The 23965-nt window shown below is 72.8% G+C and carries 24 protein-coding genes; 12 read left to right on the plus strand and 12 right to left on the minus strand.

Annotation, left to right across the window (positions count from 1 at the left end; all coding sequences use genetic code 11):
• The first annotated feature begins 7 nt into the window (after positions 1-7).
• Positions 8-1216: an RNA polymerase sigma factor gene (locus ACTWNK_RS20280; RefSeq protein WP_474305941.1), complete on the plus strand. Its 1209-nt coding sequence runs from the start codon at positions 8-10 to the stop codon at positions 1214-1216.
• On the opposite strand, the gene ACTWNK_RS20285 is transcribed toward ACTWNK_RS20280, so the two are convergent.
• Positions 1209-2402, minus strand: a complete 1194-nt coding sequence (locus ACTWNK_RS20285; protein WP_474305942.1) for a CaiB/BaiF CoA transferase family protein — start codon at positions 2400-2402, stop codon at positions 1209-1211. The genes ACTWNK_RS20280 and ACTWNK_RS20285 overlap by 8 nt on opposite strands.
• Positions 2403-2452: 50 nt before the next feature.
• On the opposite strand from ACTWNK_RS20285, the gene ACTWNK_RS20290 reads away from it, so the two are divergent.
• The 3 genes from ACTWNK_RS20290 to ACTWNK_RS20300 are packed head-to-tail and all read left to right on the plus strand — an operon-like array spanning position 2453 to position 4585.
• Positions 2453-2797, plus strand: coding sequence for a hypothetical protein (locus tag ACTWNK_RS20290; RefSeq protein WP_474305943.1), 345 nt, complete (start codon positions 2453-2455; stop codon positions 2795-2797).
• Positions 2790-3581, plus strand: a complete 792-nt coding sequence (locus tag ACTWNK_RS20295) for an IclR family transcriptional regulator (RefSeq protein WP_474305944.1) — start codon at positions 2790-2792, stop codon at positions 3579-3581. The genes ACTWNK_RS20290 and ACTWNK_RS20295 overlap by 8 nt, the downstream gene beginning before the upstream one ends.
• Before the next feature lie 32 nt (positions 3582-3613).
• The gene (locus ACTWNK_RS20300) at positions 3614-4585 is read left to right on the plus strand and encodes a zinc-binding dehydrogenase (protein WP_474305945.1); all 972 of its coding nucleotides are present in this window, start codon (positions 3614-3616) and stop codon (positions 4583-4585) included.
• Between the two features lie 9 nt (positions 4586-4594).
• Here ACTWNK_RS20300 and ACTWNK_RS20305 read toward each other — a convergent pair whose 3' ends face one another.
• The 3 genes from ACTWNK_RS20305 to ACTWNK_RS20315 all read right to left on the minus strand — a co-directional run bounded on the left by ACTWNK_RS20305 (position 4595) and on the right by ACTWNK_RS20315 (position 7978).
• A complete protein-coding gene (locus ACTWNK_RS20305) occupies positions 4595-5257 on the minus strand; it encodes a potassium channel family protein (RefSeq protein ID WP_474305946.1) in 663 nt (220 codons plus the stop codon).
• Positions 5250-6599: a TrkH family potassium uptake protein gene (locus tag ACTWNK_RS20310; RefSeq protein ID WP_474305947.1), complete on the minus strand. Its 1350-nt coding sequence runs from the start codon at positions 6597-6599 to the stop codon at positions 5250-5252. Before ACTWNK_RS20310 ends, ACTWNK_RS20305 begins: the two co-directional genes overlap by 8 nt.
• 158 nt (positions 6600-6757) lie before the next feature.
• Positions 6758-7978 carry a DUF4437 domain-containing protein gene (locus tag ACTWNK_RS20315; protein WP_474305948.1) on the minus strand — a complete coding sequence of 407 codons (1221 nt, stop codon included), beginning with the start codon at positions 7976-7978 and terminating at the stop codon, positions 6758-6760.
• Between the two features lie 175 nt (positions 7979-8153).
• Here ACTWNK_RS20315 and ACTWNK_RS20320 point away from each other — a divergent pair, with 175 nt between their 5' ends.
• The 5 genes from ACTWNK_RS20320 to ACTWNK_RS20340 all read left to right on the plus strand — a co-directional run bounded on the left by ACTWNK_RS20320 (position 8154) and on the right by ACTWNK_RS20340 (position 12705).
• Positions 8154-8843 (plus strand): FadR/GntR family transcriptional regulator, encoded by a 690-nt coding sequence (locus ACTWNK_RS20320; RefSeq protein WP_474305949.1) that lies wholly within the window; start codon positions 8154-8156, stop codon positions 8841-8843.
• A 132-nt stretch (positions 8844-8975) separates the two neighbouring features.
• Complete coding sequence (locus tag ACTWNK_RS20325; protein WP_474305950.1) at positions 8976-9257, plus strand: metal-sensitive transcriptional regulator; 282 nt, start codon at positions 8976-8978, stop codon at positions 9255-9257.
• A 45-nt stretch (positions 9258-9302) separates the two neighbouring features.
• On the plus strand, positions 9303-9515 hold the full coding sequence (locus tag ACTWNK_RS20330; protein WP_474305951.1) for a heavy-metal-associated domain-containing protein: 213 nt from the start codon (positions 9303-9305) through the stop codon (positions 9513-9515).
• Positions 9512-10456 carry a hypothetical protein gene (locus ACTWNK_RS20335; protein ID WP_474305952.1) on the plus strand — a complete coding sequence of 315 codons (945 nt, stop codon included), beginning with the start codon at positions 9512-9514 and terminating at the stop codon, positions 10454-10456. Before ACTWNK_RS20330 ends, ACTWNK_RS20335 begins: the two co-directional genes overlap by 4 nt.
• A 26-nt stretch (positions 10457-10482) precedes the next feature.
• Positions 10483-12705 carry a heavy metal translocating P-type ATPase gene (locus ACTWNK_RS20340; protein ID WP_474305954.1) on the plus strand — a complete coding sequence of 741 codons (2223 nt, stop codon included), beginning with the start codon at positions 10483-10485 and terminating at the stop codon, positions 12703-12705.
• 187 nt (positions 12706-12892) lie between these two features.
• Here ACTWNK_RS20340 and ACTWNK_RS20345 read toward each other — a convergent pair whose 3' ends face one another.
• The 7 genes from ACTWNK_RS20345 to ACTWNK_RS20375 form a co-directional block, all read right to left on the minus strand.
• Positions 12893-13645: a DUF3152 domain-containing protein gene (locus ACTWNK_RS20345; protein ID WP_474305955.1), complete on the minus strand. Its 753-nt coding sequence runs from the start codon at positions 13643-13645 to the stop codon at positions 12893-12895.
• Between the two features lie 62 nt (positions 13646-13707).
• On the minus strand, positions 13708-14823 hold the full coding sequence (locus tag ACTWNK_RS20350) for an MBL fold metallo-hydrolase (RefSeq protein ID WP_474305956.1): 1116 nt from the start codon (positions 14821-14823) through the stop codon (positions 13708-13710).
• Between the two features lie 83 nt (positions 14824-14906).
• Entirely contained in the window at positions 14907-15998 is a 1092-nt protein-coding gene (locus ACTWNK_RS20355; protein WP_474305957.1) for a winged helix DNA-binding domain-containing protein, read from the minus strand.
• 71 nt (positions 15999-16069) lie between these two features.
• On the minus strand, positions 16070-16507 hold the full coding sequence (locus ACTWNK_RS20360) for a type II toxin-antitoxin system PemK/MazF family toxin (RefSeq protein WP_474305958.1): 438 nt from the start codon (positions 16505-16507) through the stop codon (positions 16070-16072).
• Between the two features lie 242 nt (positions 16508-16749).
• Positions 16750-17127, minus strand: coding sequence for a GntR family transcriptional regulator (locus ACTWNK_RS20365; RefSeq protein WP_474305959.1), 378 nt, complete (start codon positions 17125-17127; stop codon positions 16750-16752).
• Positions 17124-17939, minus strand: a complete 816-nt coding sequence (locus ACTWNK_RS20370; protein WP_474305960.1) for a hypothetical protein — start codon at positions 17937-17939, stop codon at positions 17124-17126. Before ACTWNK_RS20370 ends, ACTWNK_RS20365 begins: the two co-directional genes overlap by 4 nt.
• A 578-nt stretch (positions 17940-18517) precedes the next feature.
• Entirely contained in the window at positions 18518-19330 is an 813-nt protein-coding gene (locus ACTWNK_RS20375; RefSeq protein WP_474305961.1) for a helix-turn-helix transcriptional regulator, read from the minus strand.
• Positions 19331-19417: 87 nt separating this feature from the next.
• Here ACTWNK_RS20375 and ACTWNK_RS20380 point away from each other — a divergent pair, with 87 nt between their 5' ends.
• Both ACTWNK_RS20380 and ACTWNK_RS20385 read left to right on the plus strand, forming a co-directional pair.
• Positions 19418-19813, plus strand: coding sequence for a VOC family protein (locus tag ACTWNK_RS20380; RefSeq protein ID WP_474305962.1), 396 nt, complete (start codon positions 19418-19420; stop codon positions 19811-19813).
• Between the two features lie 25 nt (positions 19814-19838).
• The gene (locus tag ACTWNK_RS20385; protein WP_474305963.1) at positions 19839-20783 is read left to right on the plus strand and encodes a helix-turn-helix transcriptional regulator; all 945 of its coding nucleotides are present in this window, start codon (positions 19839-19841) and stop codon (positions 20781-20783) included.
• A 15-nt stretch (positions 20784-20798) separates the two neighbouring features.
• Here the strand turns inward: ACTWNK_RS20385 and ACTWNK_RS20390 are convergent, their stop codons facing one another.
• Positions 20799-22967 carry a sialidase family protein gene (locus ACTWNK_RS20390; protein ID WP_474305964.1) on the minus strand — a complete coding sequence of 723 codons (2169 nt, stop codon included), beginning with the start codon at positions 22965-22967 and terminating at the stop codon, positions 20799-20801.
• Between the two features lie 150 nt (positions 22968-23117).
• Between ACTWNK_RS20390 and ACTWNK_RS20395 the strand changes: the two genes are divergently transcribed.
• Complete coding sequence (locus tag ACTWNK_RS20395) at positions 23118-23960, plus strand: universal stress protein (protein WP_474305965.1); 843 nt, start codon at positions 23118-23120, stop codon at positions 23958-23960.
• Positions 23961-23965: the final 5 nt, after the last annotated feature.

The raw sequence follows: 23965 nt of genomic DNA on the forward strand, positions 1-23965 counted from the left end.
CACGCGGGTGAGCGCATTCGAGGAGGTGGCGCGGGGGCTCGCGCCGCAGGTGCTGGGGGTGCTGGCCCGCAGGCACGGGCAGTTCGACGCCTGCGAGGACGCCGTGCAGGAGGCGCTGCTCGCGGCGGCGACCCAGTGGCCGCAGGAGGGCGTGCCGGACAACCCGAGGGCCTGGCTGATCACCGTGGCCTGGCGCAGGCTCACCGACCAGGTGCGCGGCGAGGTGGCCAGGCGCTCGCGCGAGGAGCGGGCCGCGGCCATGGAGCCGCCCGCGCCGGACGAGGAGGCCGCAGGCGAGGACGACACGCTGACCCTGCTCTACCTGTGCTGCCATCCGGCGCTGTCGCCCTCGTCGCAGGTCGCGCTCACCCTGCGGGCGGTCGGCGGCCTGACGACCGCGCAGATCGCCCACGCCTACCTGGTGCCGGAGGCGACGATGGCCCAGCGCATCAGCAGGGCCAAGCGCAGTATCAGGAACGCGGGCGCCACCTTCGCCCTGCCGCCGCAGGCCGAGCTCGGCGAACGGCTCGGCGTCGTCCTGCACACGCTGTACCTGATCTTCAACGAGGGCTACACCACCACCTCGGGTCCCGGCCTGCACGAGACGGCGCTCACCGCCGAGGCCGTCAGGCTGACCCGCGAGCTGCACCGCCTGCTGCCCGGCGACGGCGAGGTGAGCGGGCTGCTGGCGCTCATGCTGCTCACCGACGCCCGCACGCCCGCCCGCACCCGGGGCGACGGCTCGCTGGTCCCACTGGCCGAGCAGGACCGCTCGACCTGGGACGCCGCCAGGATCGAGGAGGGCGTCAAGCTCGTCCCCGCCGCCCTGACCGGCTCGCCGCTCGGCCCCTACCAGCTCCAGGCTGCCATCGCCGCCGTGCACGACGAGGCGCCCAGCGCGGCCGAGACCGACTGGCCGCAGATCCTGGCCCTGTACGACCTGCTGGAGGGCGTCGGCGGCAATCCCATGGTCACACTGAACCGGGCGGTGGCCGTGGCCATGGTGCACGGCCCCCGCGCCGGGCTCGACGTCCTGGCCGCCCTCGACGGCGACGACCGGGTGGCGGGCCACCACCGCCTGCATGCCGTACGCGGGCATCTGCTGGAGCTCGCGGGGGAGCGCGAGGCGGCGGGCGCGGCCTACGCGGAGGCGGCCAGGCGCACGACCAGTGTGCCGGAACGCCGTTACCTCCAGGAGCGGGCCGCGCTCAGATGACGCCCTTGCCCCGCAGTTCGGCCAGCCGGTCGGGGGTCAGGCCGAGCAGGGAGCCGTAGACCTCGTCGTTGTGGGCGCCCATCGGCGCTCCGGCCCAGCGGATCGAGCCCGGTGTGAGCGACATCCTGAACAGCACGTTCTGCATGCGGATCGGCCCGAGCTCGTCGTCCTGGACGGTGGTGAGGGAGTCGAGCGCCTGGTACTGGGGGTCGTCGAACACGTCGCGCACGTCGTAGATCGGCGCGACGGCGGCCTGGGCGTGCTCGAAGGCGGCGATCACCTCGGCGGCGTCGCGCTCGGCGATCCAGCCGCCGACGTACTCGTCGAGCAGGGCGGCGTGCTCCGCCCTGCTCGATCCGGCCGCGAACCAGGGCTCGTCGATCACCTCGGGCCTGCCGACCAGGCGCATCACCCGCTCGGCGATGTTCTGCGAGGACGTCGAGACCGCCAGCCAGCGGCCGTCCCTGGTGAGGTAGGTGTTGCGCGGGGCGTTGTTCACACTGCGGTTGCCGGTGCGCTCCTGCAGCACGCCGAGCTGGTCCCACCACAGCGGCTGCGGGCCGAGCACGGTCAGCATCGGCTCGATGATGGCCAGGTCGATCACCTGGCCGAGGCCCGAGTTCGCCCGGTGCAGCAGGGCCATCGTCACCGCGTTGACGCACGTCAGCGCCGCGATGCTGTCGGCCAGTCCGAACGGCGGCAGGGTCGGCGGGCCGTCGGGCTCGCCGGTGATCGCGGCGAATCCGCTCATCGCCTCGGCCAGCGTGCCGAAGCCGGGCCGGTTGGCGTAGGGGCCGAACTGCCCGAAACCGGTCACCCGGGCGACGATCAGGCGGGGATTGGCCTCCTGGAGCGACTCGGGGGACAGGCCCCAGCGCTCCAGCGTGCCCGGCCTGAAGTTCTCGATCAGCACGTCGGCGCGCGCGGCCAGCTCCCTGATCAGCTCGGCGCCGTCCTCGGTGCTCAGGTCGCAGGTCACGGTCTTCTTGTTGCGGCCGAGCAGCTTCCACCACAGGCCGACGCCGTTCTTGCTGTGGCCGTGCTTGCGGGAGGGGTCGCCGTGCCTGGGGTGCTCGACCTTGATCACCTCGGCTCCGTAGTCGCCCAGGACGGTGGCGGCCAGGGGGCCGGCGAACAGGGTGGCCAGGTCGAGCACGACCACGCCGCCGAGCGCTCCTTCGTTCAAGACGTCCCTCCATGTTCCAATTTGGGGAATGCTGTTTCAGACTATGAGCCATGATCTACCTCGTCTACCGCATGCGTCTCACCGAGCGCTCACGCCGGAACATGAAGCAGTTCTGGGCCTGGCTGGAGGACAGGGAGCGCTGGTTCTACCGCGATCTGCCGATGGTGCGCGAGGTGAGGTGGTATTACAGCGTGATAGGCGAGGTCTACACGCTGGAGAACTGGGCCGCCTTCGACGACGAGGCGGCCTGGGGCGCCTACCGTACGGCGCTCGCCGGGCTCAAGAACGACGACGACTGGGAGGTCGAGCGCGTGTCGCAGGACGAATGGTGGGAGTTCCTCGACACCAGGATCGTCACCGATCCACCGGTGCGCACCGGGTTCAGCCGTGACTGACCCGCCGGTCGGCACCGGCAGCCAGACCGTCGCCACCGTCGAACGCGCGGCCGACGTGCTCGTGCTCTTCGCCGAGTCCGCCTCGCCCACGCTCGGCGTCACCGAGATCGCCGAGAGCCTGGGCCTGTCCAAGGCCGCCGTGCACCGCATCCTCGCCTCCTTCCGCAGCCGGGGCCTGGTCGAGCTCGACGAGGACAGCAGACGCTACCGGCTCGGGCTGACCGCGATGCGCGTCGGCCTGGCCTATCTCGACCGGATCGACGTGCGGGCGATGGCGGCGCCGTACCTCGCGGCGCTGTCGCGGGCGACGGGGGAGACGGCGACGCTGTCGGTGCGCACCGGCGACAACCGTGTCTACCTGGAGCAGGTCACACCGCGCCGGGAGGTCATCATGACCGTGCAGCTCGGCGTGCCCTACCCGCTGCACGCGGGCGCCTCCTCCAAGGCCTTCCTGGCCTTCCTGCCTCCCGACGAGATCGACGCCTACCTGGCGGGGCCGCTGCGCGAGCTGACCGCGGCGACCGTGGCCGACCCCGCCCGGCTGCGCACGGAGCTCGACCTGATCAGGCGCAGGGGATATGCGATGTCGTTCGCCGAGCGGCAGCAGGGCGCGGCCTCCGTCGCGGCGCCGCTGCTCGACCACGACGGCCTGCCCGCCGCCGTCGTCAGCGTGTGCGGCCCGGCCGAGCGCTTCAAGGACGAGGCCGACCAGTGCGCCGCCGCCCTGCTGGAGAGCACCGACGCCCTGTCTGCCAGACTCGGCCACCGGGGGACGCGCCACTAGGGCGGCCCCTGGCGCGCGATCGGGGGGCGAGGATGAGAGCAGTGGTGCTCGACGCACCGGGACCTGTCACCAACCTGCACATCAGGCGGCTGCCGCTGCCCGAGCCGGGGCCGGGCCAGGTGCGGATCAGGGTCAAGGCGTTCGGCCTCAACCGTTCGGAGCTGCACACGCGACTCGGCCTGGCCCAGGGCGTGACCTTCCCCCGCGTGCCCGGCATCGAGGCCTCCGGCGTGATCGACGCCGACCCCGAAGGCGTGCTGCCGATCGGCACCCAGGTGGTGACCATGATGGGCGGCATGGGCCGCACGTTCGACGGCGGCTACGCCGAGTACACCGTCGTGCCGCGCGCCCAGGTCATCACGTTCGTCTCCGGCCTGCCCTGGCAGACGATCGGGGCGGTGCCCGAGACCCTGCAGACCGCCTACGGCTCGCTCACCGTCGGGCTCGGGCTCACGGCCGGGCAGAGCCTGCTCATCAGGGGCGGCACCTCGGCGCTCGGCCTGCTGGCCACGACCCTGGCCAAGGACATGGGCGCCACCGTCTACGCCACCACACGCCGGGCCGACCGCCTCGCCCTGCTGGCCGAGCACGGCGTCGACCACCCGCTCGTCGACGACGGCGCGGTCGCCGCCCAGGTCCGCGCGCTCCTGCCCGAAGGCGTGCACGCCGCACTCGAACTCGTCGGCACGCCCACCCTGCCCGACACCCTCGCCGCCACCCGTGTGCACGGCACGGTCTGCTTCACCGGCATGCTGTCCAACCAGTGGCTGGTGCCCGACTTCTACCCGATCGGCTACCTGCCCAAGGGGGTACGGCTCAGCGCATACGGAGGCGAGAGCGCCGATCTGCCCGCCGCCGTGCTCCAGGAGCACCTGGACCTCATCGCCGCAGGCCGTCGCACGGCCGGACGCGTCACCGTCTACGGCCTCGACGACATCCGCCAGGCGCACGACGACCTCGAACACGACCGGGCGGCGGGCAAACTCGTCGTGCTGCTGGACTGAGGGCGGCGCTCAGGGCAGCTCGGCGAAACGTTCGACCTGCTCGGTGGCGCCCGAGACGATGATCACATCGCCGTAGGTCAGCTCGGTCTCGGCCGTGGCGTAGGTGAACTCCTCGCCGGGGCTCTTGACCGCCACGATCGTCACGCCGTACTTGCGCCGCAGGTTGGAGCGGCCGAGCGGCACGCCGACGTACTCCTTGGGCGGGCGGGTCTTGACCAGGGCGAAGTTCTCGTCGACCTCCATGTAGTCCAGCAGCCTGCCGCTGACCAGGTGGGCCACCCGCTCGCCCATGTCGTGCTCGGGGAAGACGACGTGCTGCACGCCGATCCGGCTGAGGATCTGGCCGTGCTGGAGGCTGACGGCCTTGGCCCAGATGTCGTTGATCTCCAGCTCGACCAGCAGCGAGGAGGTCAGGATGCTGGCCTCCAGGTCGCCGCCGATGGCCACGACCGCACGGTAGAAGTCGGGCACGCCGAGCTGGCGCAGCGCCTCCAGGTCGGTGGCGTCGGCGGTGGCGATCTGGGTGATCTGGCCGGACAGGTGCTGGACCACCTTCGGCCTGTGGTCGATGGCCAGCACCTCGGTGCCTCGCCTGACCAGCTCCAGGGCGAGCGAGCTGCCGAACCGGCCGAGCCCGATCACCACGACGGGGTCGTTCCGCGTCTCAGCCAATGATCACTCGCTCCTCGGGTAGTTCGTATCGTCGGGTGCGCTCCTTGAGGGCGAGCGCGGAGCCCAGGGTCAGCGGGCCGATACGGCCCACGAACATCAGCACGCTGAGCAGCACGTGCGCGGCCATCGGCGTGTCGGCGGTGATCCCCGTCGACAGGCCGTTGGTGCCGAAGGCCGAGATCACCTCGAACAGCACCTGGTCCAGGCTGTGCGGCGTCAGCACCAGCATGGCGTAGGTCGACAGGGCGACCAGGGCCACCCCCAGCATGCCGATCGACATGGCCTGGCGCTGGGTCGACTCCGGCAGCCTGCGGTGGCCGATGTTGACCCGGCTCTCGCCGCGCAACTCCGCCCACACGATGAACAGCAGCAGGCCGAACGTCGTCACCTTCACCCCGCCCGCCGTTCCGGCGCTGCCGCCGCCGACGAACATCAGGATGTCGGTGGCCAGCCAGCTGGAGGGGTTCATCTGGCCGATGTCGACGGTGTTGAAGCCGCCCGATCGGGTCATCGCCGAGGCGAAGAAGCTGGCCAGCAGCTTGTCGCCGTCGGACAGCGAGCCCATCGTGCCCGGGTTGCGCCACTCGGTCGCCAGGAACACCAGCGTGCCGATCAGCAGCAGCCCGCCGGTCACGCCGAGTGTGATCCTGGTCAGCAGCGACCACTTGCGCGGCCGCCGCCACGAGCGCCGCAGCTCGAACATCACCGGGAAGCCGAGCCCGCCGACGATCACCGCGGTGGCGATCGTCAGGCAGATCCACGGGTCGCCGACGAACCTCATGAGGTTGTCCGGCCACAGCGAGAACCCGGCGTTGTTGAACGCCGAAACCGCATGGAAGGCCCCCAGGTAGAGCGCCCTGCCGAACGGCTCGCCGTAGCCGACGACGAACCTGGTCGTCAGGATGACCGCGATCACCGCCTCGGAGGCGAGGCTGAACAGCACCACGTTGCGGACGACCCGCCGCAGGTCGGAGGCGCTGAGCGACTTGGTCTCGGTCTGGGCGAACAGCCGGGCGCGCAGCCCGAGCCGTCCCGACAGCAGGACGGTGAACACGGTCGCCAGCGTCATGATGCCGAGCCCGCCGACCTGGGCGAGCATCGCGATGACCACCTCGCCGAACACCGACCAGTGCCCGGCGGTGTCCACCACGACCAGCCCGGTCACACACACGGCCGACGTGGCGGTGAACAGGGCGGTGATCCACCCGGCGGACTCGCCGGACGACGTCGCGATCGGCAGCGCGAGCAACGCGGTGCCCATCAGCACGGCGGCGCCGAACCCGGTCGCGATCACCTGCGTGGGACTGCGAAACCGCTCCAGCACCGTGGAGGCGGGCCTCATCCGAGCGCCCCTCCACCAGATCTCCGCACCACGCCCGCCACCGGGACCTCCGTGTGAACCCGCCACCACGACCGCCGCCAGGCCACCCCTGACACCCGGCATACGCTAACAGCATTCGTGCGGGTCGGTGGGGGTGGGGCCGCGTGCCGGGCCGGGCTCTACATGCCGTCGCCGTCCCAGCGGCCGGCCGAGCGGCTGCGGACGGGCATGGTGGAGACGACCGGGGCGGGGATGGGCTCGCCCTGCCGCCAGGTGCGCCCTTTGCCCCGGTTGTGGGCATGGGCGTCGCCGCGCTCGCCCGGGTGCTCCAGCACGGCAGGGTCGGCGCCCCAGTCCATCGCTGGGGGATGGGGGTGGTCGTGGGTGTGGCCGTGCTCATGGTCGGCGGAGTGGCCGCCCTGCAGCCGGGCGGCGTCCACGGCCTTGGCGATGGCCAGCAGGCCGGGGTCGGCGCCCTGGCCGTGCTGGACGTAGTCGCCGTCGGGCTCGCCCTGGGCGCGCTGCAGGGCGAGCGACCCGGCCAGGTCGGCCAGGTCGCGCTCGGTACGCCAGGTGGGGACCGAGGCCAGGTCGTGCGAGGACTGCGACCAGCGCATGCGCCCGCCGCCGGGGCCGTAGTTGGTCGCCTCGCCGCCCCACCTGATCCACTCCTGCTGGGTGTACCAGTTGTGCAGTTCGCCGTCCGAGCGCAGCAGCCAGGTGGCGCCGCCCTCCATCGTGGTGAAGTGGCCGTGCTTGACCCGGGCCGGACGGAAGAAGTACGTGCCTTCGGTGAGGGTGCCGAAGTTGTACTCCATGTGGCCCTGCGTCGTGTAGGCCTCCTCGTAGCAGGGGTGATGGGCCAGGCGGTGGTCGGCCCAGCCCTCCTGGGCGTGCACGAGACGGGTGTAGAAGCCGGTCACCGGGTCGACGTGCAGGTACTTGATGAACAGTCCCGGCATCGGCCCGGCGTTGGGCACGGCGTCCCAGCGCATGGCCTCGGTGTCGAGGACGACGACCTCCTCGCGGGCGTCGGCCCAGCGGGCAGCTGCGGCGTCGAAGCCCGCGTCGCCGTACTCGCGGTAGTGCAGGATACGGGTGCCCTCGGTGAAGGTGAGGGCCTCGGCGGGCACGCCGCGAGGGGTGTAGAGGTAGCCGCCCTTGCCGATGCGCCTGCCGCCGTAGGTCATGGAGCCGTCGAGGACGTAGTACTCGGTGTCGGCGTGGTGCACTCCCGGGCCGCGGCCCCAGCCGGTGTGGAAGTCGATCCGCAGGGAGGAGGAGCCGTCCTCCTCGTCGACCGACAGGCGGCGCTCGCTGGCCCGGCCTTCGCCGCCGATGAGTTCGGCGCCGTGCCAGACGTAGTCCTTCTCGGCGATGAGTTCGACGTGGGGGCGCATCAGTGCTCCTTCAGGGATCATTCCTGCGGTATCGCGGGGGCAGGGCGGGCGCACAGGTGTCGTGGCGTGGCCCTTTGTTCCACTGGGAGAAACGGCTTTCCGATCCTTTGTAGAATGTCCCTCTGTGCTGCTGATCGTCAATGGAAAGTCTGACGATTCCCGTACGATCGGCCGCATGAGCACTCCGGCCTACCAGGCCCTGGCCGCCGATCTGCGGACGCGCATCGTCGCCGGAGAGTTCCGCCCCGGCGACCGGCTGCCGGTCGAGCCCGCTCTGTCGGCCCGCTACGGCGTCAGCCGCAGCACGGTCCGCGAGGCGTTGCGCCTGCTGGCCAGCCAGAGCCTGATCAGTACGACCAGGGGAGTGGCCGGAGGCAGCTTCGTCGTGGTGCCGAGGCCCGAGCAGATCAGCGACTATCTGCAGACCAGCTTCGGCCTGCTCGCCGTCGACGCCGAGACGGCCGTCGGGCAGCTGCTGGAGTTCCGCGACCTGCTGGAGGTCCCGGCCGCCGGGCTCGCCGCCCTGCGCCGCACCGAGGAGGACCTGCGGGAGCTGCGCGCCACCCTGTTCGACCCCGAGCCGGCCGCGCCGGAGGAGATGTACGAGCCGAACAAGCGCTTCCATGCCGTCCTGCTGCGCGCCTCGGGCAATCCGCTGCTGGAGGTCGTGGCCGCGCCGATCTTCCACGTCCTGGACGAGAGGTTCCATCGCGCCGATGCGCCCGCGCGCTTCTGGCGTGAGGTGGACCACGACCATCGCGCGATCCTCGCGCACGTGGAGTCGGGCGACGAGGCCGGGGCCAGGCAGGCGGCGCATGCCCATCTGCTGCAGTTGCGCGCCGCCTACGTGGCGATGGCCCGCTGATGCCGACAGACCCCAGGGGGGTATGTTAAGCTCGTTCTCATACCCCCTAGGGGTAGCAAAGCGCCTCCCGGAATACCATAGGGGGGTATGGTGTTCAGTAGGATGTAACGCTCAGCCGGAGGAGGAGACGACATGGCCGGATACGCCGGGACCAAGCAGGACCAGCTCACCAGGTTGCGCCGCGTCGAAGGCCAGATCCGAGGGCTGCAGCGCATGGTCGAAGAGGACAAGTACTGCATCGACGTGCTCACCCAGGTCTCCGCGGCCAACCGGGCCCTGCAGTCCTTCGCGCTCGGCCTGCTGGAAGAGCACCTCGCGCACTGCGTCGCCGAAGCCGCGGCCAAGGGCGGCCCGGAGGCCGACGCCAAGATCAAGGAAGCGTCCGACGCCATCGCCCGCCTCGTCCGTTCCTGAACAACCAGGCATCCTGAAACTCTCGCACCAGAAGGAGTCACCCATATGAGCACCTCGACCTACACCGTCAAGGGTATGACCTGCGGACACTGTGTCTCCTCCGTCAAGGAGGAGGTCGGATCCGTCGCCGGGGTCACCGGCGTCGAGGTCGATCTCGCCAGCGGCCTGGTCACCGTCGAGAGCGCGGCCCCGCTGGCCGACGCCGACGTCAGGGCCGCCGTCGAGGAGGCGGGCTACGAAGTGGTCGGTCGGTCGTGAACACAGCAGGCAAGCTCGGCGCCTACGCCCTGGGTCTCGTCGTCGTCTTCGGCGGCGCCCTCGGCGCGGGCGCGGCGGCGGGGCCGGACGCCGGTCCCGCACCCGCCCCCGCGCAGCACGACACCCACCCGAACGCATCCGCCTCTCCTGACCGTACGAAGATCGCGCCCGCGGCGGCGCAGCAGGTCCCAGGAGGGCTCCAAGTGTCTCAGAACGGCTACACCCTGACCCCGGTCAGCACCACGCTCACCCCCGGCCAGGCCACGGACTTCAGGTTCGCCATCACCGGCCCCGACGGCAAGCCGGTCACCAGGTTCGAGGTCCAGCACGACAAGAAGCTGCACTTCATCGTCGTCAGCCGCGACCTCACCAGCTTCCAGCACCTGCACCCGCAGGAGGGCGCCGACGGCGTCTGGAGCGTCGAGCTCACCCTGCCGGAGGCGGGGGCCTACCGGGCCTTCGCCGACTTCCTGCCCGAAGGCGGCCAGGCGCTCACCCTGGGCGCCGACCTCACCGCACCCGGCGACGTCCGGGCCAAGCCGCTGCCCGCCGCAGGCCGTACCTCCACGGTCGACGGATACACCGTCTCCGTGCGCGGCGACCTGGTGGCCGGGCGCTCCAGCGAGCTCACGCTGCTGGTCGGCAAGGGAGGCAGGCCGGTCACGGACCTGGAGCCCTACCTCGGCGCCTACGGGCACCTGGTGGCGTTGCGCGCCGGTGACCTCGCCTATCTGCACGTGCACCCGGCCAGCACCACGTCCGGCCCGGCCATCGTGTTCGGCGCCGAGGTGCCGAGCAGGGGCGACTACCGGCTGTTCCTCGACTTCCAGCACGAGGGGAAGGTCCGCACCGCCGACTTCACCCTCACCGCCACCGAGGGCGCCGCGGCCCCGCAGCCGTCGCAGCCCTCGGGCCACGACGCCGTGCCGCACGGCCACTGAACACCGCCACTGAAAGGAGAACGCAGATGACGACCACGGCCAACGGGTCGGTCGAGCTCTCGATCGGTGGCATGACCTGCGCGTCCTGCGCCAACCGCATCGAGCGCAAGCTCAACAAGCTGGAAGGCGTCACCGCCACCGTCAACTACGCGACGGAGAAGGCGAAGGTCACCTTCCCCGAAGGCGTCGACCCGCAGCAGCTCATCGCCCAGGTCGAGTCGGCGGGCTACACCGCGGCCCTGCCCGCGCCGCCGCGGCCCGAAGGCGCGGCCGAGCAGGAGCCGCACGACGAGCTCGCCCCGCTGCGGGCCAGGCTGCTCACCGCGCTGGTGCTCTCGGTGCCGGTCATCGCGATGGCGATGATCCCGCCGCTGCAGTTCACCTACTGGCAGTGGCTGTCGCTGACCCTGGCCGCGCCCGTCGTGGTCTACGCGGGCTGGCCCTTCCACAAGGCCGCCTGGACCAACCTGCGCCACGGCGCCGCCACCATGGACACCCTGGTCTCGCTCGGCACCCTGGCCGCGTTCGGCTGGTCGCTGTGGGCCCTGTTCCTCGGTACGGCGGGCACGCCCGGCATGACGCACGGCTTCGACTTCACGATGACCAGGAGTGACGGCTCGGCCAACATCTACCTGGAGGCCGCGGCGGGTGTGACGCTGTTCATCCTGGCGGGCCGCTACTTCGAGGCCAGGTCCAAGCGCACGGCCGGAGCCGCACTGCGCGCCCTGCTGGAGCTCGGCGCCAAGGACGTGGCGGTGCTGCGCGACGGCGTCGAGACACGCATCCCGTCCGGCCGGCTGGCCGTCGGCGACCTGTTCGTCGTCAGGCCGGGCGAGAAGATCGCCACCGACGGCGTCGTCCAGGAGGGCTCGTCGGCCGTCGACGCCTCGATGCTGACGGGCGAGTCGGTCCCGGTCGAGGTCAGGCCGGGCGACGGCGTCACCGGCGCCACCGTCAACGCGGGCGGCAGGCTGGTCGTCCGGGCCACCAGGATCGGCGCCGACACCCAGCTCGCCCAGATGGCCAAGCTGGTGGAGGAGGCGCAGACCGGCAAGGCGCAGGTGCAGCGGCTGGCCGACCGCATCTCGGGAGTCTTCGTCCCGATCGTCATCGCGCTGGCCGTGGGCACGCTCGGCTTCTGGCTGGGCACGGGAGGCGGGGCGGGAGCCGCGTTCACCGCCGCGGTCGCGGTGCTCATCATCGCCTGCCCCTGCGCGCTGGGCCTGGCCACGCCGACCGCACTGCTCGTCGGCACCGGCCGGGGCGCCCAGCTCGGCATCCTGATCAAGGGGCCGGAGGCGCTGGAGTCGACGCGTTCGATCGACACCATCGTGCTGGACAAGACCGGCACCGTGACCGAGGGCCGGATGACGCTGGCCGAGGTGCACCTGGCCGAAGGGCAGGACCGCGCCGAGGTGCTGCGCCTGGCCGGAGCCCTGGAGCACGCCTCCGAGCACCCGATCGCCCAGGCCATCGCACGCGCGGCCGGTTCGACCGCCACGGTCGAGGACTTCGCCAACGTCGAAGGACTCGGGGTGCAGGGCGTCGTCGACGGGCACGCCGTCCTGGTCGGCAGGCCGCAGTTGCTGGCCGAATGGTCGCAGCACCTGCCGCCCGCACTCCAGGAGAACCTGCGCACCGCGCAGGAGGCGGGTCGCACGGCCGTCGCCGTCGGCTGGGACGGGCAGGCCAGGGCCGTGCTCGTCGTCGCCGACACGGTGAAGGCCACCAGCAAGGAGGCCGTCGAACGGCTGCGCGGGCTCGGCCTGACGCCGGTGCTGCTCACCGGTGACAACGAGGCCGTGGCCAGGTCGGTGGCCGCCGAGGTGGGCATCGACGCCGAGCACGTCATCGCCGACGTGCTGCCGGCCGACAAGGTCGACGTGGTCAAGCGGCTGCAGGCCGAGGGCCGCACGGTCGCCATGGTCGGCGACGGTGTCAACGACGCCGCCGCGCTGGCCCAGGCCGACCTGGGCCTGGCGATGGGCACCGGCACCGACGCCGCGATCGAGGCCTCGGACCTCACCCTGGTCCGCGGCGACCTGCGGGTGGCGGCCGACGCGATCAGGCTCTCGCGCCGTACCCTGCGCACGATCAAGAGCAACCTGTTCTGGGCCTTCGCCTACAACGTGGCGGCACTGCCGCTGGCAGCCCTCGGCCTGCTCAACCCGATGATCGCCGGAGCCGCGATGGCGTTCTCCAGCGTGTTCGTGGTGAGCAACAGCCTGAGGTTGCGCAGGTTCTCCTGAGGGCGCGTGACGAACGCATGAAGAAGAGGAACCCCCGTGGCGCGATGCCACGGGGGTTCCCTGTGTTGCGGCGAGGCGACGGCAGCCGCTCATGGACTGCTACGGCGAGGGCCAGGGGTTGGGGTGCGGTTGCCTGCGGACTGTTACGGCGAGGGCCAAAGCTCGGGGCGCGGTCGCCTGCGGAGTGTTACGGCGAGGGCCAGGGGTTGGGGCGGCAGCCGTTCAGGGACTTGGTCTGCTGGGCCATCACCGGCGCCCTGCGGCCGGTGCCCGGGCATGAGCTGTGGGAGTGGCCGAGGCCGTGCCCGACCTCGTGACTCACGACGTACTCCCGGTAGGCGGCCAGGTCGCCCCGGTAGGAGCGCACGCCGCGGCCCCAGCGCATGGCGTTGATCACCGCGCGCCTGCCGTTCCAGCATGACAGCTCGCCGCCGGTGTTCAGCGGCAGGCACTGCTCGTCGGTGAGGGAGGGGCTGGACAGGGCGACCTTGAGATCGGCCGCGTAGCCGCTCGCCACCCTGACGAAGCGCATGCCCCAGCCCCTGCGGTCGTTGAGCACACGGTGCACCTCGGCGGCGAACTCGCGCCCGTCGAACGGCAGCCCGCGTTCGACCTCGACGGCGTAGCGCACGATCGGCCCCCTGGCCCCTCGCGGAGCGCGCGCCCCGCCGGGCACCAGCAGGTAGCGGCCGGTCGCCGCCTGCCGTACCGAGACGGCGGGCGGCTGCACGCGGCCGTTGACCACGACGGCGCGCGGCTGGGGCGGCGGGCGGCGGGTGGAGGAGGCGGTGGGCGTCACGGTGGGGGACGGCGTCGTGGCGGCCGGGCGCGAGGCGTCCGCCACCGGACGGACGCCGGTGGCGCGGGGCCCGCCGCATCCCGCGAGTACGGCGGCGAGCACGCAGCCCGCCAGCAGCCTGGTACCGGCACTTGCCCGCATAGCGAAGCCCCCAACGTCAGAGACGGCGGGGGCCAGGCAAGATCATAGCGCGTCACACCAGGTCAGGACGTGAGGCGCTCCCACCACGGGTCCTCTTCACCCGTGCGGGCCAGATCGACGAGCTCACCGGGCCTGGGTACGGCGATGCGCACGCCCTGGGTCCTGGCGGCGTGCCCGAGCCTGTCGACGGGCTCGGCCCACGGATGGGCGGCCAGGGTGAAGGTCGCCCAGTGCACCGGGATGAGCAGCTCCCCGCCCAGGTCGAGATGGGCGGTGACCGCCTCCTCCGGGTTCATGTGGATGTCGGGCCAGCTCGGGCTGTAGGCGCCGATCGGCATCAGCGTCAGGTCGAACGGCCCGTGCGTCGCGCCGATCTTCGCATAGCCCTCGAAATACCCCGAGTCGCCCGCGTAGAAGACCTTGCGCCGCCTGCCCGCCACCACCCACGAGCCCCACAGTGTGTCGTTGCGGCGCAGTGTGCGGCCCGAGAAGTGGCGTGCGGCGGTCGCGGTGAAACGCAGCCCGGCGACGGTGGCGTCCTCGTCCCAGTCCAGCTCGATGATGCGCGCGGCGGGCACACCCCAGCGCTCCAGATGCGCGCCGATGCCGAGCGGCACCAGGAACGGCGCGGCCGAGATCCTGGTCAGCTTGCGTACGGTGGCCAGGTCGAGATGGTCGTAGTGGTCGTGCGAGATGACCACGGCGTCGAGCTTGGGCAGGCCGTCCAGCGGCACCGGCAGCGGATGGATGCGCTTGGGCCCGACGAGCTGCGAAGGCGAGACGCGCCTGCTCCACACCGGGTCGAACAGCACCCGCCTGCCCTCGATCTCCACCAGCGTGGAGGCATGGCCGTACCAGACCGCGCGCACGCCGTCGGCGGGCGGGGTGTCGGCGGGAGGGACGCGCAGCGGGATCGGGCCCGCCGGTTTGCGCTGGACCTTGTCGGTGAGCATCTGGCGCAGCACGCTCGCGCCCTCCTGCGGCTCGACCAGCGAGGCGGGCACGGCGTTGTGGAAGGAGCCCTCGCGGTAACGCGGCGAGTTGCGCATGCGCTCCGCGCGCTCGGCCGAGGGACGGCCGCCGAGCTCGGCCGGGATGTTGCGCAACGCCGCGAACGCCGCCGCGGCGCCCGCTGCCGCGAGCCCGGCGGTGATCAACGTTTTCCTGGCTGCCTTCACGCGCCCACGCTCCCTGCACTCGACGTTCCATCGGATCAACTGCTCGGGACGGCATCGGTGTTCCCGCCCGGCTGAGAGCGGTCTCAGCTGTCGTAGGTCACCTGCGGGTCGCGCAGGCCGCGTGCGCCGGCCATCAGCGCGGCCTCGCGCTCGACGGCCTCGGCGACACGCGCGGGCATCGGCGCGAACGGCGTCACGCCCAGTGTCAGCCTCCTGCCCGCAGCCTTGGCCCGCCACACCCCCGCGACCTCGCCGTCGGCCAGCACCACGCCCGGACTGCCGATCGGCCGCCACACCGCCTTGTGCAGCGACCGGTCGGGCAGCAGCAGGTCGCGATCACGCGTGCGCAGCCAGAGGTCGGAGGGCGGCAGCAGGCGCACCAGGCCGGTGGCGGGCTCCGCGTTCAGCAGCGCGTCGACGCGGTCGTCGGGCAGCCAGGCCCTGCGCCCGTCCACCTCGATCTCGGTCAGGCCGTCGACCGGCCAGGCGGGACTCAGGGCGCTCACACCGGTGCCGAGGAAGGCGGCGGCGTCGGCGGGTGTGGCCGGGCCGTTGGAACGCAGGTACTCCAGCAGCAGCTCGGTCGTGCCCTCGGCCTTCCCTGGCAGGTCGAACGCGGGCTCCAGCGGGTGGAGCTCGGTGCCCTGGCCGACGGGCCGCACGCCGACGCCGCCCGCCAGGCCGGCCTGCTGGAACAGCGCGCCGGAGATGTGCTGCGAGCCGCAGGTCTTGCACCAGTACGTCAGCTCGGCGGGCACCAGGGCGCTGACGCCCTTGCTCACCTCGCCCTTGGGCATCGGCCCGGTCACGACCTGGCGGAAGGCGAGCGCCGCCGCCGTGAACGCCGCCACGCCCAGCTTGGCGCCCTCCTTGATGGACGTGCTCACGATGCGGGTGCGGGCGTCGGCGTCGCTCAGCGGCCACAGCTCCGCCGCCAGCCCCGGCAGGTCCTCCGGCCGGTGCAGATGCGGCGCGCCCCTCATGCTCCACGCCAGGACGAGGCCCTCGGGCTCCTGCTCGGCCACACCCGTCCTGGCCGCCAGCGCCAGCCTCGCCGAGCCGTACGGGGTGTCCTGCAGGCCGATGCCGAGCACGGCGGGACGCGCCCGCGCCCGGTCGAGGCCCTGGGCGGCGATCCGGTAGGCGAGCACGCGCTCACGCGATATCGCTTGCATGCCGACCAGCCTAAAGGGCGCCGAGATCGGCCCGGATCAGGCGTTCCCGCGCACGCGTGGAGGCTGTCGGGTCAGCCGTCGACGGCCCAGGCGTGGGTACGCCTGAGCACGGCGGCGACCGAGGCGAACCTGTCGCGGTCGAGCACCGCGCCCTCACGCCTGATGCCGTCCTCGGCCAGCTCGTACACACGGTCGAGGCACAGGTAGGACACCCGGTTGTCGCGATCCCACGGGCCCGTGCCGAGCTCCAGGTAGTCGTCGCGGCCCGCTCCCCTGCTGGAGAGCATCAGCGCCAGCAGGCTGCGGCCGAGCCTGCCCACCACCAGCAGCGGCCTGTCCTTGCCCTTGGCCGGGTCCTCCTCGTAGGGCACCCAGGCCCAGACGATCTCACCCGGGTCGGCGAGCCCGTCGAGATCGGGGGAGTAGGCGAGGCTCGCCGCCCTGTCGATCCTGTGCACCTGCCGTACCGCCCCCGTGGCCGGGCGGGGGTCGTCCTGGAGATCGCGCATCGGGCCAGGGTAGACGATCGGGCGGGCTGGACCTAGGTCATCTCCTTCGGCATGGGCAGGAGTGGCGTTGGCTCCTGTCGCCTTGCTGGTCGCGATCCGGATCGGCGATGCCGTCCGCGTCTCGTCGGCCTTCGTCGTGACCGCGTTCCGGGCACCGGTGCCGTGCGTTCGGCGGCCGGATCGCGGTCATGGCGAGGCGGGGGCCGGGCGCGGGTGTCGTGCGTTCGGCGGCCGGGACGCCGTCACGACGGGGCGGGAGCCGCCGCACCGGACGCCAGGGCCGCCTGGACGATGCGGATCGCCTCGCCGGGTTCGATTCCGACGCTGGCGATCACGGCCGCGTAGTCGGCGGCGGCCCGGCGGGCCCGTTCCCTGCCTTCCTCGCCGGCCGCCGCGACGAACGAGCCCGCCCGCCCGCGTGTCTCGATCAGCCCGGCCTCCTCCAGCTCGCGGTAGGCCCGGCCGACGGTGTTGACGGCCAGGCCGAGGTCGGCCGCGAGGTGGCGGATGGTCGGCAGCCGGGCGCCGACGGCCAGCGTGCGTTCCTGGATCTGCCGGGCGAGCTGGGCCCGCAGCTGTTCGAACGGCGGCACGGGTGAGGCCGCGTCGATGACGATCATCGCTGGCTCATGACCCGCCGGGCCACCGTCGCGCACGACGGCGTCCTCACCCGGAGCACGATGAACGCGCCCGCGCCCAGGACCAGGTTGGCGACCGCGGCGGCGCTCAACCAGCCCGGCACCGCGCCGAACAGCACCACCATGGGCAGCAACCACTGCACGCTCGGCGTGGTGAGCTCGCGGGCGTCCTCGACGCGCATGATGACGTCGGCGGTCAGCGACTCCTCGTCCTCGGCCACGACCGGGTGCCTGAGCAGGTGGCGCAGTTGCAGGGCGGTGATGGCCGTCACGCCGAGCAGGCCGATCAGCAGGATGACGGCCCGCTGCCGCACGCCGGGGTCGGGAACGGCCAGGGCGCCGCCGGCCAGCGCCAGCGCGCAGACGAAGGTGACGACCGCGAAGACGGCGTACGGCAGGCCGAGCACGGCGCGCCAGCCCGGCTGGATCGGATGGGCGGCCCTGCGCGACAGCGCCGCGCCCGCCCGCCGGTCGACGCGCCGCACCCACCGGTCGAGCAGCCACTGGGCGGGCAGCAGCGCGGCCACCAGTGCGGCCAGGGCCAGCAGCGGCAGCGGGCTGTACTGCGTCAGGCCGCCGAAAGCCGAGACGGCGGCGAGGCTGCTCACGATGATCAGCACGGCCAGGAGGACCTGGGCGGCGAGGCGGGCATATCCCCTGACCGCCAGCCTGCTGGCCAGCAGCGGGGTCGGGCGGACGTCGGCCAAGCCGTGCAGGGCCAGCCAGGCGCTCGCCACGCGCAGATCGGCCGCACGCGCCGACGGGTCGGCCTCCGGTGACGTTCCACGGGTCATGGCGCCTCCTTTTGTCGCAAGCTTTGTAGCAGCATGGTGCGTCATGCCTTGCGACAAAGTCAACCTCTCGCGGGCTCCCGTCGTCCCGGTGGAGCGAGTCCCCGGACGGCCATGGCCACCACCGCACGAGGTGGGGATCGGCCGGGCGGGGGTGGCCTGGCCAGGCGTGTGAGGCCACGACAGGCGCGCGTCGGCCACCACCGAGCGTGGCCGCCCAAGATTTTCGCCGAGTTTCCCCCTGGGGTCTCCGCCGCTTTCCTGTGAGTGTCCGCCGCTTCCCTGCGGGGTCTCCACCGCTTCCCCGCGGGTCTCTGTCGCGTCCCTGTGGGGTTTCCGCCGCTGTCCCGCGGGGTCTCCGCTGCTTGCCCCTGGGTCTCCGCCGTGACACGGCCGATGGGGGCGGGTCCGGTCACGCGCCAAGACAAAGCCCCGGCAAGCTCCGAGGCCGGGCGCCCTCCGAGGCTTGATCATGGGGCTGAAGCTCCACACCTCGACCACACGATCCCAACCCCGAACAGCTCCCAGCCGGAAGCCGGAGCGGGTCGCGCTTGATCCCGGTGCCGGGCTCCGAACGGCTCCTACTCGGCGGCGGCCGGGCCCAGCAGGCGGCGTAGGGCGGCCGGGGTGTGGCCGAGTTGGGTGCGCAGGGTGCGGGTGAGGTGGGACTGGTCGGCGAAGCCGAGGTCGGCGGCGAGCACGGCGAGTGCGCTCTCGCCCGCCTCCAGCCGGTCGAGCGCCATCCCCGCGCGCACCCGGGCACGGTAGGCGGTCAGCGACATCCCGCTCTCCCGAGAGAACGCCCTGCTCAACCGGTACGGCGAGACGCCCAGATGGGCGGCGAGCGACACCAGCGTCGAGGCGGCAGGATGGGCGCAGGACACGGCATGCCTGGCCGACGCCGCCAGCGCACGGTCACGCGGCGAAGGCGCCGCACCGGGCAGCCGCCCCTCGCAGGTCCGCGCGACCACCCCGGCGAGCACGGCCAGCAGCCGCTCGGAGACGTCGTCGCCCGCGACCGATGCCGCCCGCACCAGCCGCCGGTGCGCGAGTTCGAGCCGCGCGTCGACGTAGACGGTCCGCCGGGCGGGCACACGGTCGTCGCCGGTCAGCCCGCGCCACCACGAGGCGTCGAAGCCGATCGCCGTGCACTCGTCGCCGCCGCACGGATGGGCGAAGCGCTCCTCCTCGCCGGGCACGCTCAGATATCCGGCCGTCGGGTCGAGGTCGGCCTCCTGCCCGCGCACCTGCCGCCGGAAGCGCCCGCGCCTGACCAGCACGATCCGGTGCCGCGCGCCCGCCTCGGGCCGAGACCATCGCGTGTGGTCGTCGTCGCAGCTCACCGCCGTGATCGTGCAGCCCGGCGGAGCCGTGAGCCGAAGAGAGGAACGCACCCGGCCCACGCTACGCGGCGCCACCGACAATCCCGGGCCGCAAGGATGTTCAAGACCGGCACCCGCCCCGGACGCGACGCTGGACGCATGAACACCGAACTCATTGAGACAGGCACCAGGGCCATTGCGGCCCTCACCGGCGTGGTCGTCGACTGCGCCGACCCGCGACGCCTGGCCGCCTTCTACCGCACGGCGACCGGATGGGAGATCACGCACGAGGACGACGAGTTCGCCACGGTCGCGGCGCCTGGCCAGGCGGCAGGCGTGGGGCAGATCTCCTTCCAGCGGGTCGAGGGCTACCGCGCGGGGGCGTGGCCCGAGCACCCGGCCCATGTGCACCTGGAGTTCTCGGTCGCCGACATCGAGACGGCGGCCGGGCAGCTGGTGGCGCTCGGCGCCACGGTGGCGGCCGTCCAGCCGGGCGAAGGCGGCTGGCTGGTGCTCCTCGACCCCGAAGGACACGCGTTCTGCATCTCCGGCTGACCGGGGCGGGTGCGAGACTGGGCGGGTGTTGGACACCTCGGCTCGGTTGTTGCGGCTGCTGTCGTTGCTGCAGGCGCGCAGGGACTGGCCGAGTGCGGCGCTGGCCGAGCGGCTCGGCGTGACGACGCGCACGGTGCGGCGCGATGTCGACCGGCTGCGCAGCCTCGGCTATCCCGTGCACGCCACGCCCGGCGTCGCGGGCGGGTATCGGCTGGGCGCGGGAGCCGCGCTGCCTCCCCTCCTGCTGGACGACGACGAGGCCGTCGCGGTGGCGGTGGGGCTGCGCACGGCCGCCTACGGCACGGTGGGCGGCATCGAGGAGAGTTCGGTGCGGGCGCTGACCAAGCTGGAGCAGGTGCTGCCGTCGAGGCTGCGCCACCGGGTCAACGCCCTGCACACCGCCACCGTGCCGCTGCCCGGCGGCGGCCCCGTCGTCGACGCCGGGGTGCTGACCGCCGTCGCGGGCGCGTGCCGCGCGCACGAGCGGCTGCGTTTCGACTACACCGGCCACGACGGGAGTCGCTCGCTGCGCGTGGTGGAGCCGCACAGCCTGGTGTGCTCCAGCAGGCGCTGGTACCTCGTCGGCTGGGACGTCGAGCGCGCCGACTGGCGCACGTTCAGGGCCGACAGGATGAGCCCGCGCTCGCCCACGGGCCCCAGGTTCGAGCCGCGCGACCCGCCCGGCGGCGACGTCGCGGCCTATGTGGCCCATCGTCTCGGCTCGGCGATGTGGCCGATCGAGATCAGGGTACGGCTGCACGCACCCGCCGCGAGCATGGCCGCTCTGACCTCGGGCGTGGTCGAGCCCGACGGCGACGACACGTGCGTGCTGACGCTCGGCGGGGAGTCGCTGACCATGCTGGCGGCGGTCGTGGGCATGCTGGACGTGGACTTCGAGGTCCTCGACCCGCCGGAGTTCCGAGCCCACGTCGCCCGCCTGGCGGGCCGCTACGGCGCCGCCTCGCAGTGAGAGGGGGCGCGGGCGCTACCGTGCCGGGTTCGCCTCCGCCGCGGGTCCGGGGGTCGAGGTCAGCCTGCTCCACGCGATGCGGGCCGCGGCGGCGTTCCCGCCCGGGGTGCCCGTCACCCAGTGCGTCAGCCGGGGTGACTCCCGGCTGTCCTGGATCACCCAGCTCGCCCCGGTCGGAACATCGTTCCGGAACAGCCGGGCCACGCCCGAGCTGTCGACGCTCACCCGCCACACGGCCTCGCGCCCGGCGTCGGCCAGGACCAGGACGCGCTCCCAGCGCGTGGCGCCCTTGCGCATGCTCCACACGCCGCCCTTCTGCACGGTGAGCATGAGGCGGCGTGCGCCGTTGGCGACCTTCGCGCCGAGGCTGACGCCGCGGCCGGTGGCGGGGTCCAGGGCGCTGTCGTCGTCGACGCGGCCCCTGAACTCCAGGGTGAAGTCGCACGACTCCCGTATCTCCAGCGCGAGAGCGGCGCTCGCCGTACCCGCGTCGGGGGTGTGCAGGCGCAGGTGGCCCTCGTGCACGCGGGCGCCGGCGCCGAGCCGCCAGCCCGCCCACGCGATGCCGGCCAGGTTGTCGGCGACCTCCAGGCGGGAGAGTACGGCGGGGGCGGCGCCCGAGGCGGTGACGGTGACCCGGGCGGGCGCGGTGTCGGCGGGAAGCGTCCAGCGGGCGCCCGTGTCGGCGCCGTCGCACAGCAGGGCGGCGTTGCCCTTGCGGTCGGCGACGGCGGTCCACAGGTGCGAGCCGGTCGCCGGGTGCAGGAGCCTGCCGGAGGTGTGCAGGCCGGAGGGCAGGGCGCTGAGGGCCAGGCGCCTGCCGCCGGTCGTGACGTCCAGGGCGAAGGCGCTGCCCTCGGCCGAGACGACGAACCCGGCGGGCGGCCCCTGGCGCTGGGTGAGCACGCCGTCCACGCCGAGCCGCCAGCCCAGGCCCGTACGCTCGGCCGTGCCGCCCGTCTCCCAGGTGGCGTCGGAGCCGCGCACACCGGTGAAGGCGGCGTTCACATCGAGCCTGGCCAGCTTGATCTCGCGCTGGTTGTGCTCCCACACGACGAGGAAACGGCCGGGCGCGTACTCGTCGGCCGAGGCGTACACGTCCCAGCCCCGCGCCGCGCCCTTGGTCAGCCGCCTGCCGTCGGCGAACAGCCTGCCGGGGCCCCACGCGCCGCCCGGCCGCCTGACCTTGTAGTGCAGCACCTCGCGGTACTGGTCGGGCTTGTCCGCCGAGTCGCCCGTGAACGGCCCGCCCAGCGTGTTGTAGATCGTGATGTGGCGTCCCTCGGCGTCCCTGACGTACAGGCTCTTGACGTAGGCGTTGGGCAGTTGCTCGTCCAGCGTGAGCGCCGACCAGGTCAGCCCGCCGTCGGCGCTGGTCGCGGTGGCCGCGTACGTGGCGTGCGTGCGGTACCAGGCGTCACGCTCGGCCTTGGTCGCACCGCCGCGCAGATCGAGCGTACGGGTGACCATGACGAGCCTGCCGGGATCCTCCTGCGACACCACGACCTGCGGCTCCTCCACCGCGACCCCGGCGAGCGGCGGGGCCGAAGCCCCGGGCGTCCAGGTGCGCAGATCCGTCGAGCGCAACACGCCCACCAGGCTGCCGCCGTGCCCTTGCCGCCAGTACGGCAGCAGCCAGACGCCCTGGTGCCGCAGCGGCTTGCCCGCCAGCACGACGCCACGCGAGTTGGCGGGCACCCGGACGTCGACGGGGAAGTCGTGCCAGGTCAGCCCCCTGTCGGTGCTGCGCCTGGCCACCATCGTGACCGGGAACCCGTCGACCGCGCCCCTGGCGTCACGGTCGGCCGCGACGTCGATCCTGCCCAGGTAGGCGTACAGGACGCCGTTGTCGTTGAGGAAGATGACGTAGTGGTAGCGGTGCGCGGCCGTCGCGGCGGCCAGCACGCCGCGGGTCCAGGTGCGGCCGCCGTCGGTGGAGCGCGCGAAGCCGATCGAGCCCTGGTCGTTCGGGGCGGGGTCGATCGGGTCGGCCACACCGGCACGCCAGCCGACGATCACCGTGGCGGCGTCGAGCGCGACGACGTCGGGGACCCGGTTGCCCTCGTGCGCCAGTTCGCCGTCCGGTCTGAGGTCGGCGGCGGCGTGAACCGTCACGGGCTCGCTCACGCAGGGGCCGACCACATCGGCCTCGGACTCGGCTTCCGGCCAGGGCTTCGCGCTCATGCGAGACAGGCAACACAGCGGAGATCATCGCCAGCAAGGGGCGGCTCCCGACGTTCGGGAGATGTTCGGCCGTATGTCATCTGACGCCTCACGTGTTGACGCGGGCCGTCGCCGGGAGGAGCGTCGAAGGCAGGACGAAGGGAGAGCGGGATGCGCGTCACCGACGCCGCGCGGCCCGTTGTCGCAGGATACGACGGGTCGCCGGAGAGCGCACAGGCACTGCGATGGGCGGTGCACGAGGCCAGGATGCGTTACGCGCCGCTGGTGGTGTGTCACGCCTGGCAGGTGCCCTACCCGCTGCGGCCCGCCTCGCCCGCGACGGTGGAGAGCGTCAGGCGCATGGGCAAGCACGTCCTGGACCGGGGCCTGGCCCAGGCGCGCGGTATGTCACCGCGCCTGGAGATCAGGGCGGCGCTGAGCGCCGGTTCGGCCTCGGCCATCCTGCTGGGCGAGGCGGTGGGCGCCGAGCTCGTCGTGCTGGGCGCGCGGGGCGACGGCGGCTTCGCCGAGCTCGGCCTGGGCGCGACGGCGACCCAGGTGTGCTCGCACGCCCGCCGCCCCGTCGCCGTCGTACGGCCCGCGGGCGGCGCGACGGCCAGGGGGACGGGCAGGCGGCCGGTCGTGGTCGGCACCGACGCCGAGTCCCGCTGGACGGGTGAGCTGGCGGTGGCGTTCGAGGAGGCGTCGCTGCGCGGCGCCGTGCTCAGGGCGATCTGCCTGTGCCCGGCGGACACGGGCGACATCAGGGCTCAGGCCAGGAGCTTCCACCGGATCGTGGCGCTGTGGGAGGAGAAGTACCCGAGCGTCGAGGTGGAGACCCTGGTCGTCTCCGGCGACCCCGTCGACGTGCTCGCCGAGGCCGCCGGGCACGCCGACGTGCTGATCCTGCCCGACCGTCAGCCGGGCGACCTGCCCGACCTCACCCTGGGCCCCGCCTGCCAGGCCCTGCTGCACCGCAGCCCGTGCCCGGTGATCGTGGTGCCCTCCGCATAGCGCCA

The sequence above is a fragment of the Nonomuraea sp. IBHARD001 genome (genome assembly GCF_056106265.1).

What these genes read in the sequence shown, in the direction of transcription:
- ACTWNK_RS20300 (WP_474305945.1), top strand. Translation starts at nt 3,614, where the DNA reads ATGAGAGCAGTGGTGCTCGACGCACCGGGACCTGTCACCAACCTGCAC.
- ACTWNK_RS20315 (WP_474305948.1), bottom strand. Translation starts at nt 7,978, where the DNA reads ATGCGCCCCCACGTCGAACTCATCGCCGAGAAGGACTACGTCTGGCAC.
- ACTWNK_RS20370 (WP_474305960.1), bottom strand. Translation starts at nt 17,939, where the DNA reads ATGACCCGTGGAACGTCACCGGAGGCCGACCCGTCGGCGCGTGCGGCC.
- ACTWNK_RS20340 (WP_474305954.1), top strand. Translation starts at nt 10,483, where the DNA reads ATGACGACCACGGCCAACGGGTCGGTCGAGCTCTCGATCGGTGGCATG.
- ACTWNK_RS20325 (WP_474305950.1), top strand. Translation starts at nt 8,976, where the DNA reads ATGGCCGGATACGCCGGGACCAAGCAGGACCAGCTCACCAGGTTGCGC.
- ACTWNK_RS20355 (WP_474305957.1), bottom strand. Translation starts at nt 15,998, where the DNA reads ATGCAAGCGATATCGCGTGAGCGCGTGCTCGCCTACCGGATCGCCGCC.
- ACTWNK_RS20330 (WP_474305951.1), top strand. Translation starts at nt 9,303, where the DNA reads ATGAGCACCTCGACCTACACCGTCAAGGGTATGACCTGCGGACACTGT.
- ACTWNK_RS20310 (WP_474305947.1), bottom strand. Translation starts at nt 6,599, where the DNA reads ATGAGGCCCGCCTCCACGGTGCTGGAGCGGTTTCGCAGTCCCACGCAG.
- ACTWNK_RS20290 (WP_474305943.1), top strand. Translation starts at nt 2,453, where the DNA reads ATGATCTACCTCGTCTACCGCATGCGTCTCACCGAGCGCTCACGCCGG.
- ACTWNK_RS20395 (WP_474305965.1), top strand. Translation starts at nt 23,118, where the DNA reads ATGCGCGTCACCGACGCCGCGCGGCCCGTTGTCGCAGGATACGACGGG.
- ACTWNK_RS20390 (WP_474305964.1), bottom strand. Translation starts at nt 22,967, where the DNA reads ATGAGCGCGAAGCCCTGGCCGGAAGCCGAGTCCGAGGCCGATGTGGTC.
- ACTWNK_RS20320 (WP_474305949.1), top strand. Translation starts at nt 8,154, where the DNA reads ATGAGCACTCCGGCCTACCAGGCCCTGGCCGCCGATCTGCGGACGCGC.
- ACTWNK_RS20380 (WP_474305962.1), top strand. Translation starts at nt 19,418, where the DNA reads ATGAACACCGAACTCATTGAGACAGGCACCAGGGCCATTGCGGCCCTC.
- ACTWNK_RS20345 (WP_474305955.1), bottom strand. Translation starts at nt 13,645, where the DNA reads ATGCGGGCAAGTGCCGGTACCAGGCTGCTGGCGGGCTGCGTGCTCGCC.
- ACTWNK_RS20360 (WP_474305958.1), bottom strand. Translation starts at nt 16,507, where the DNA reads ATGCGCGATCTCCAGGACGACCCCCGCCCGGCCACGGGGGCGGTACGG.
- ACTWNK_RS20365 (WP_474305959.1), bottom strand. Translation starts at nt 17,127, where the DNA reads ATGATCGTCATCGACGCGGCCTCACCCGTGCCGCCGTTCGAACAGCTG.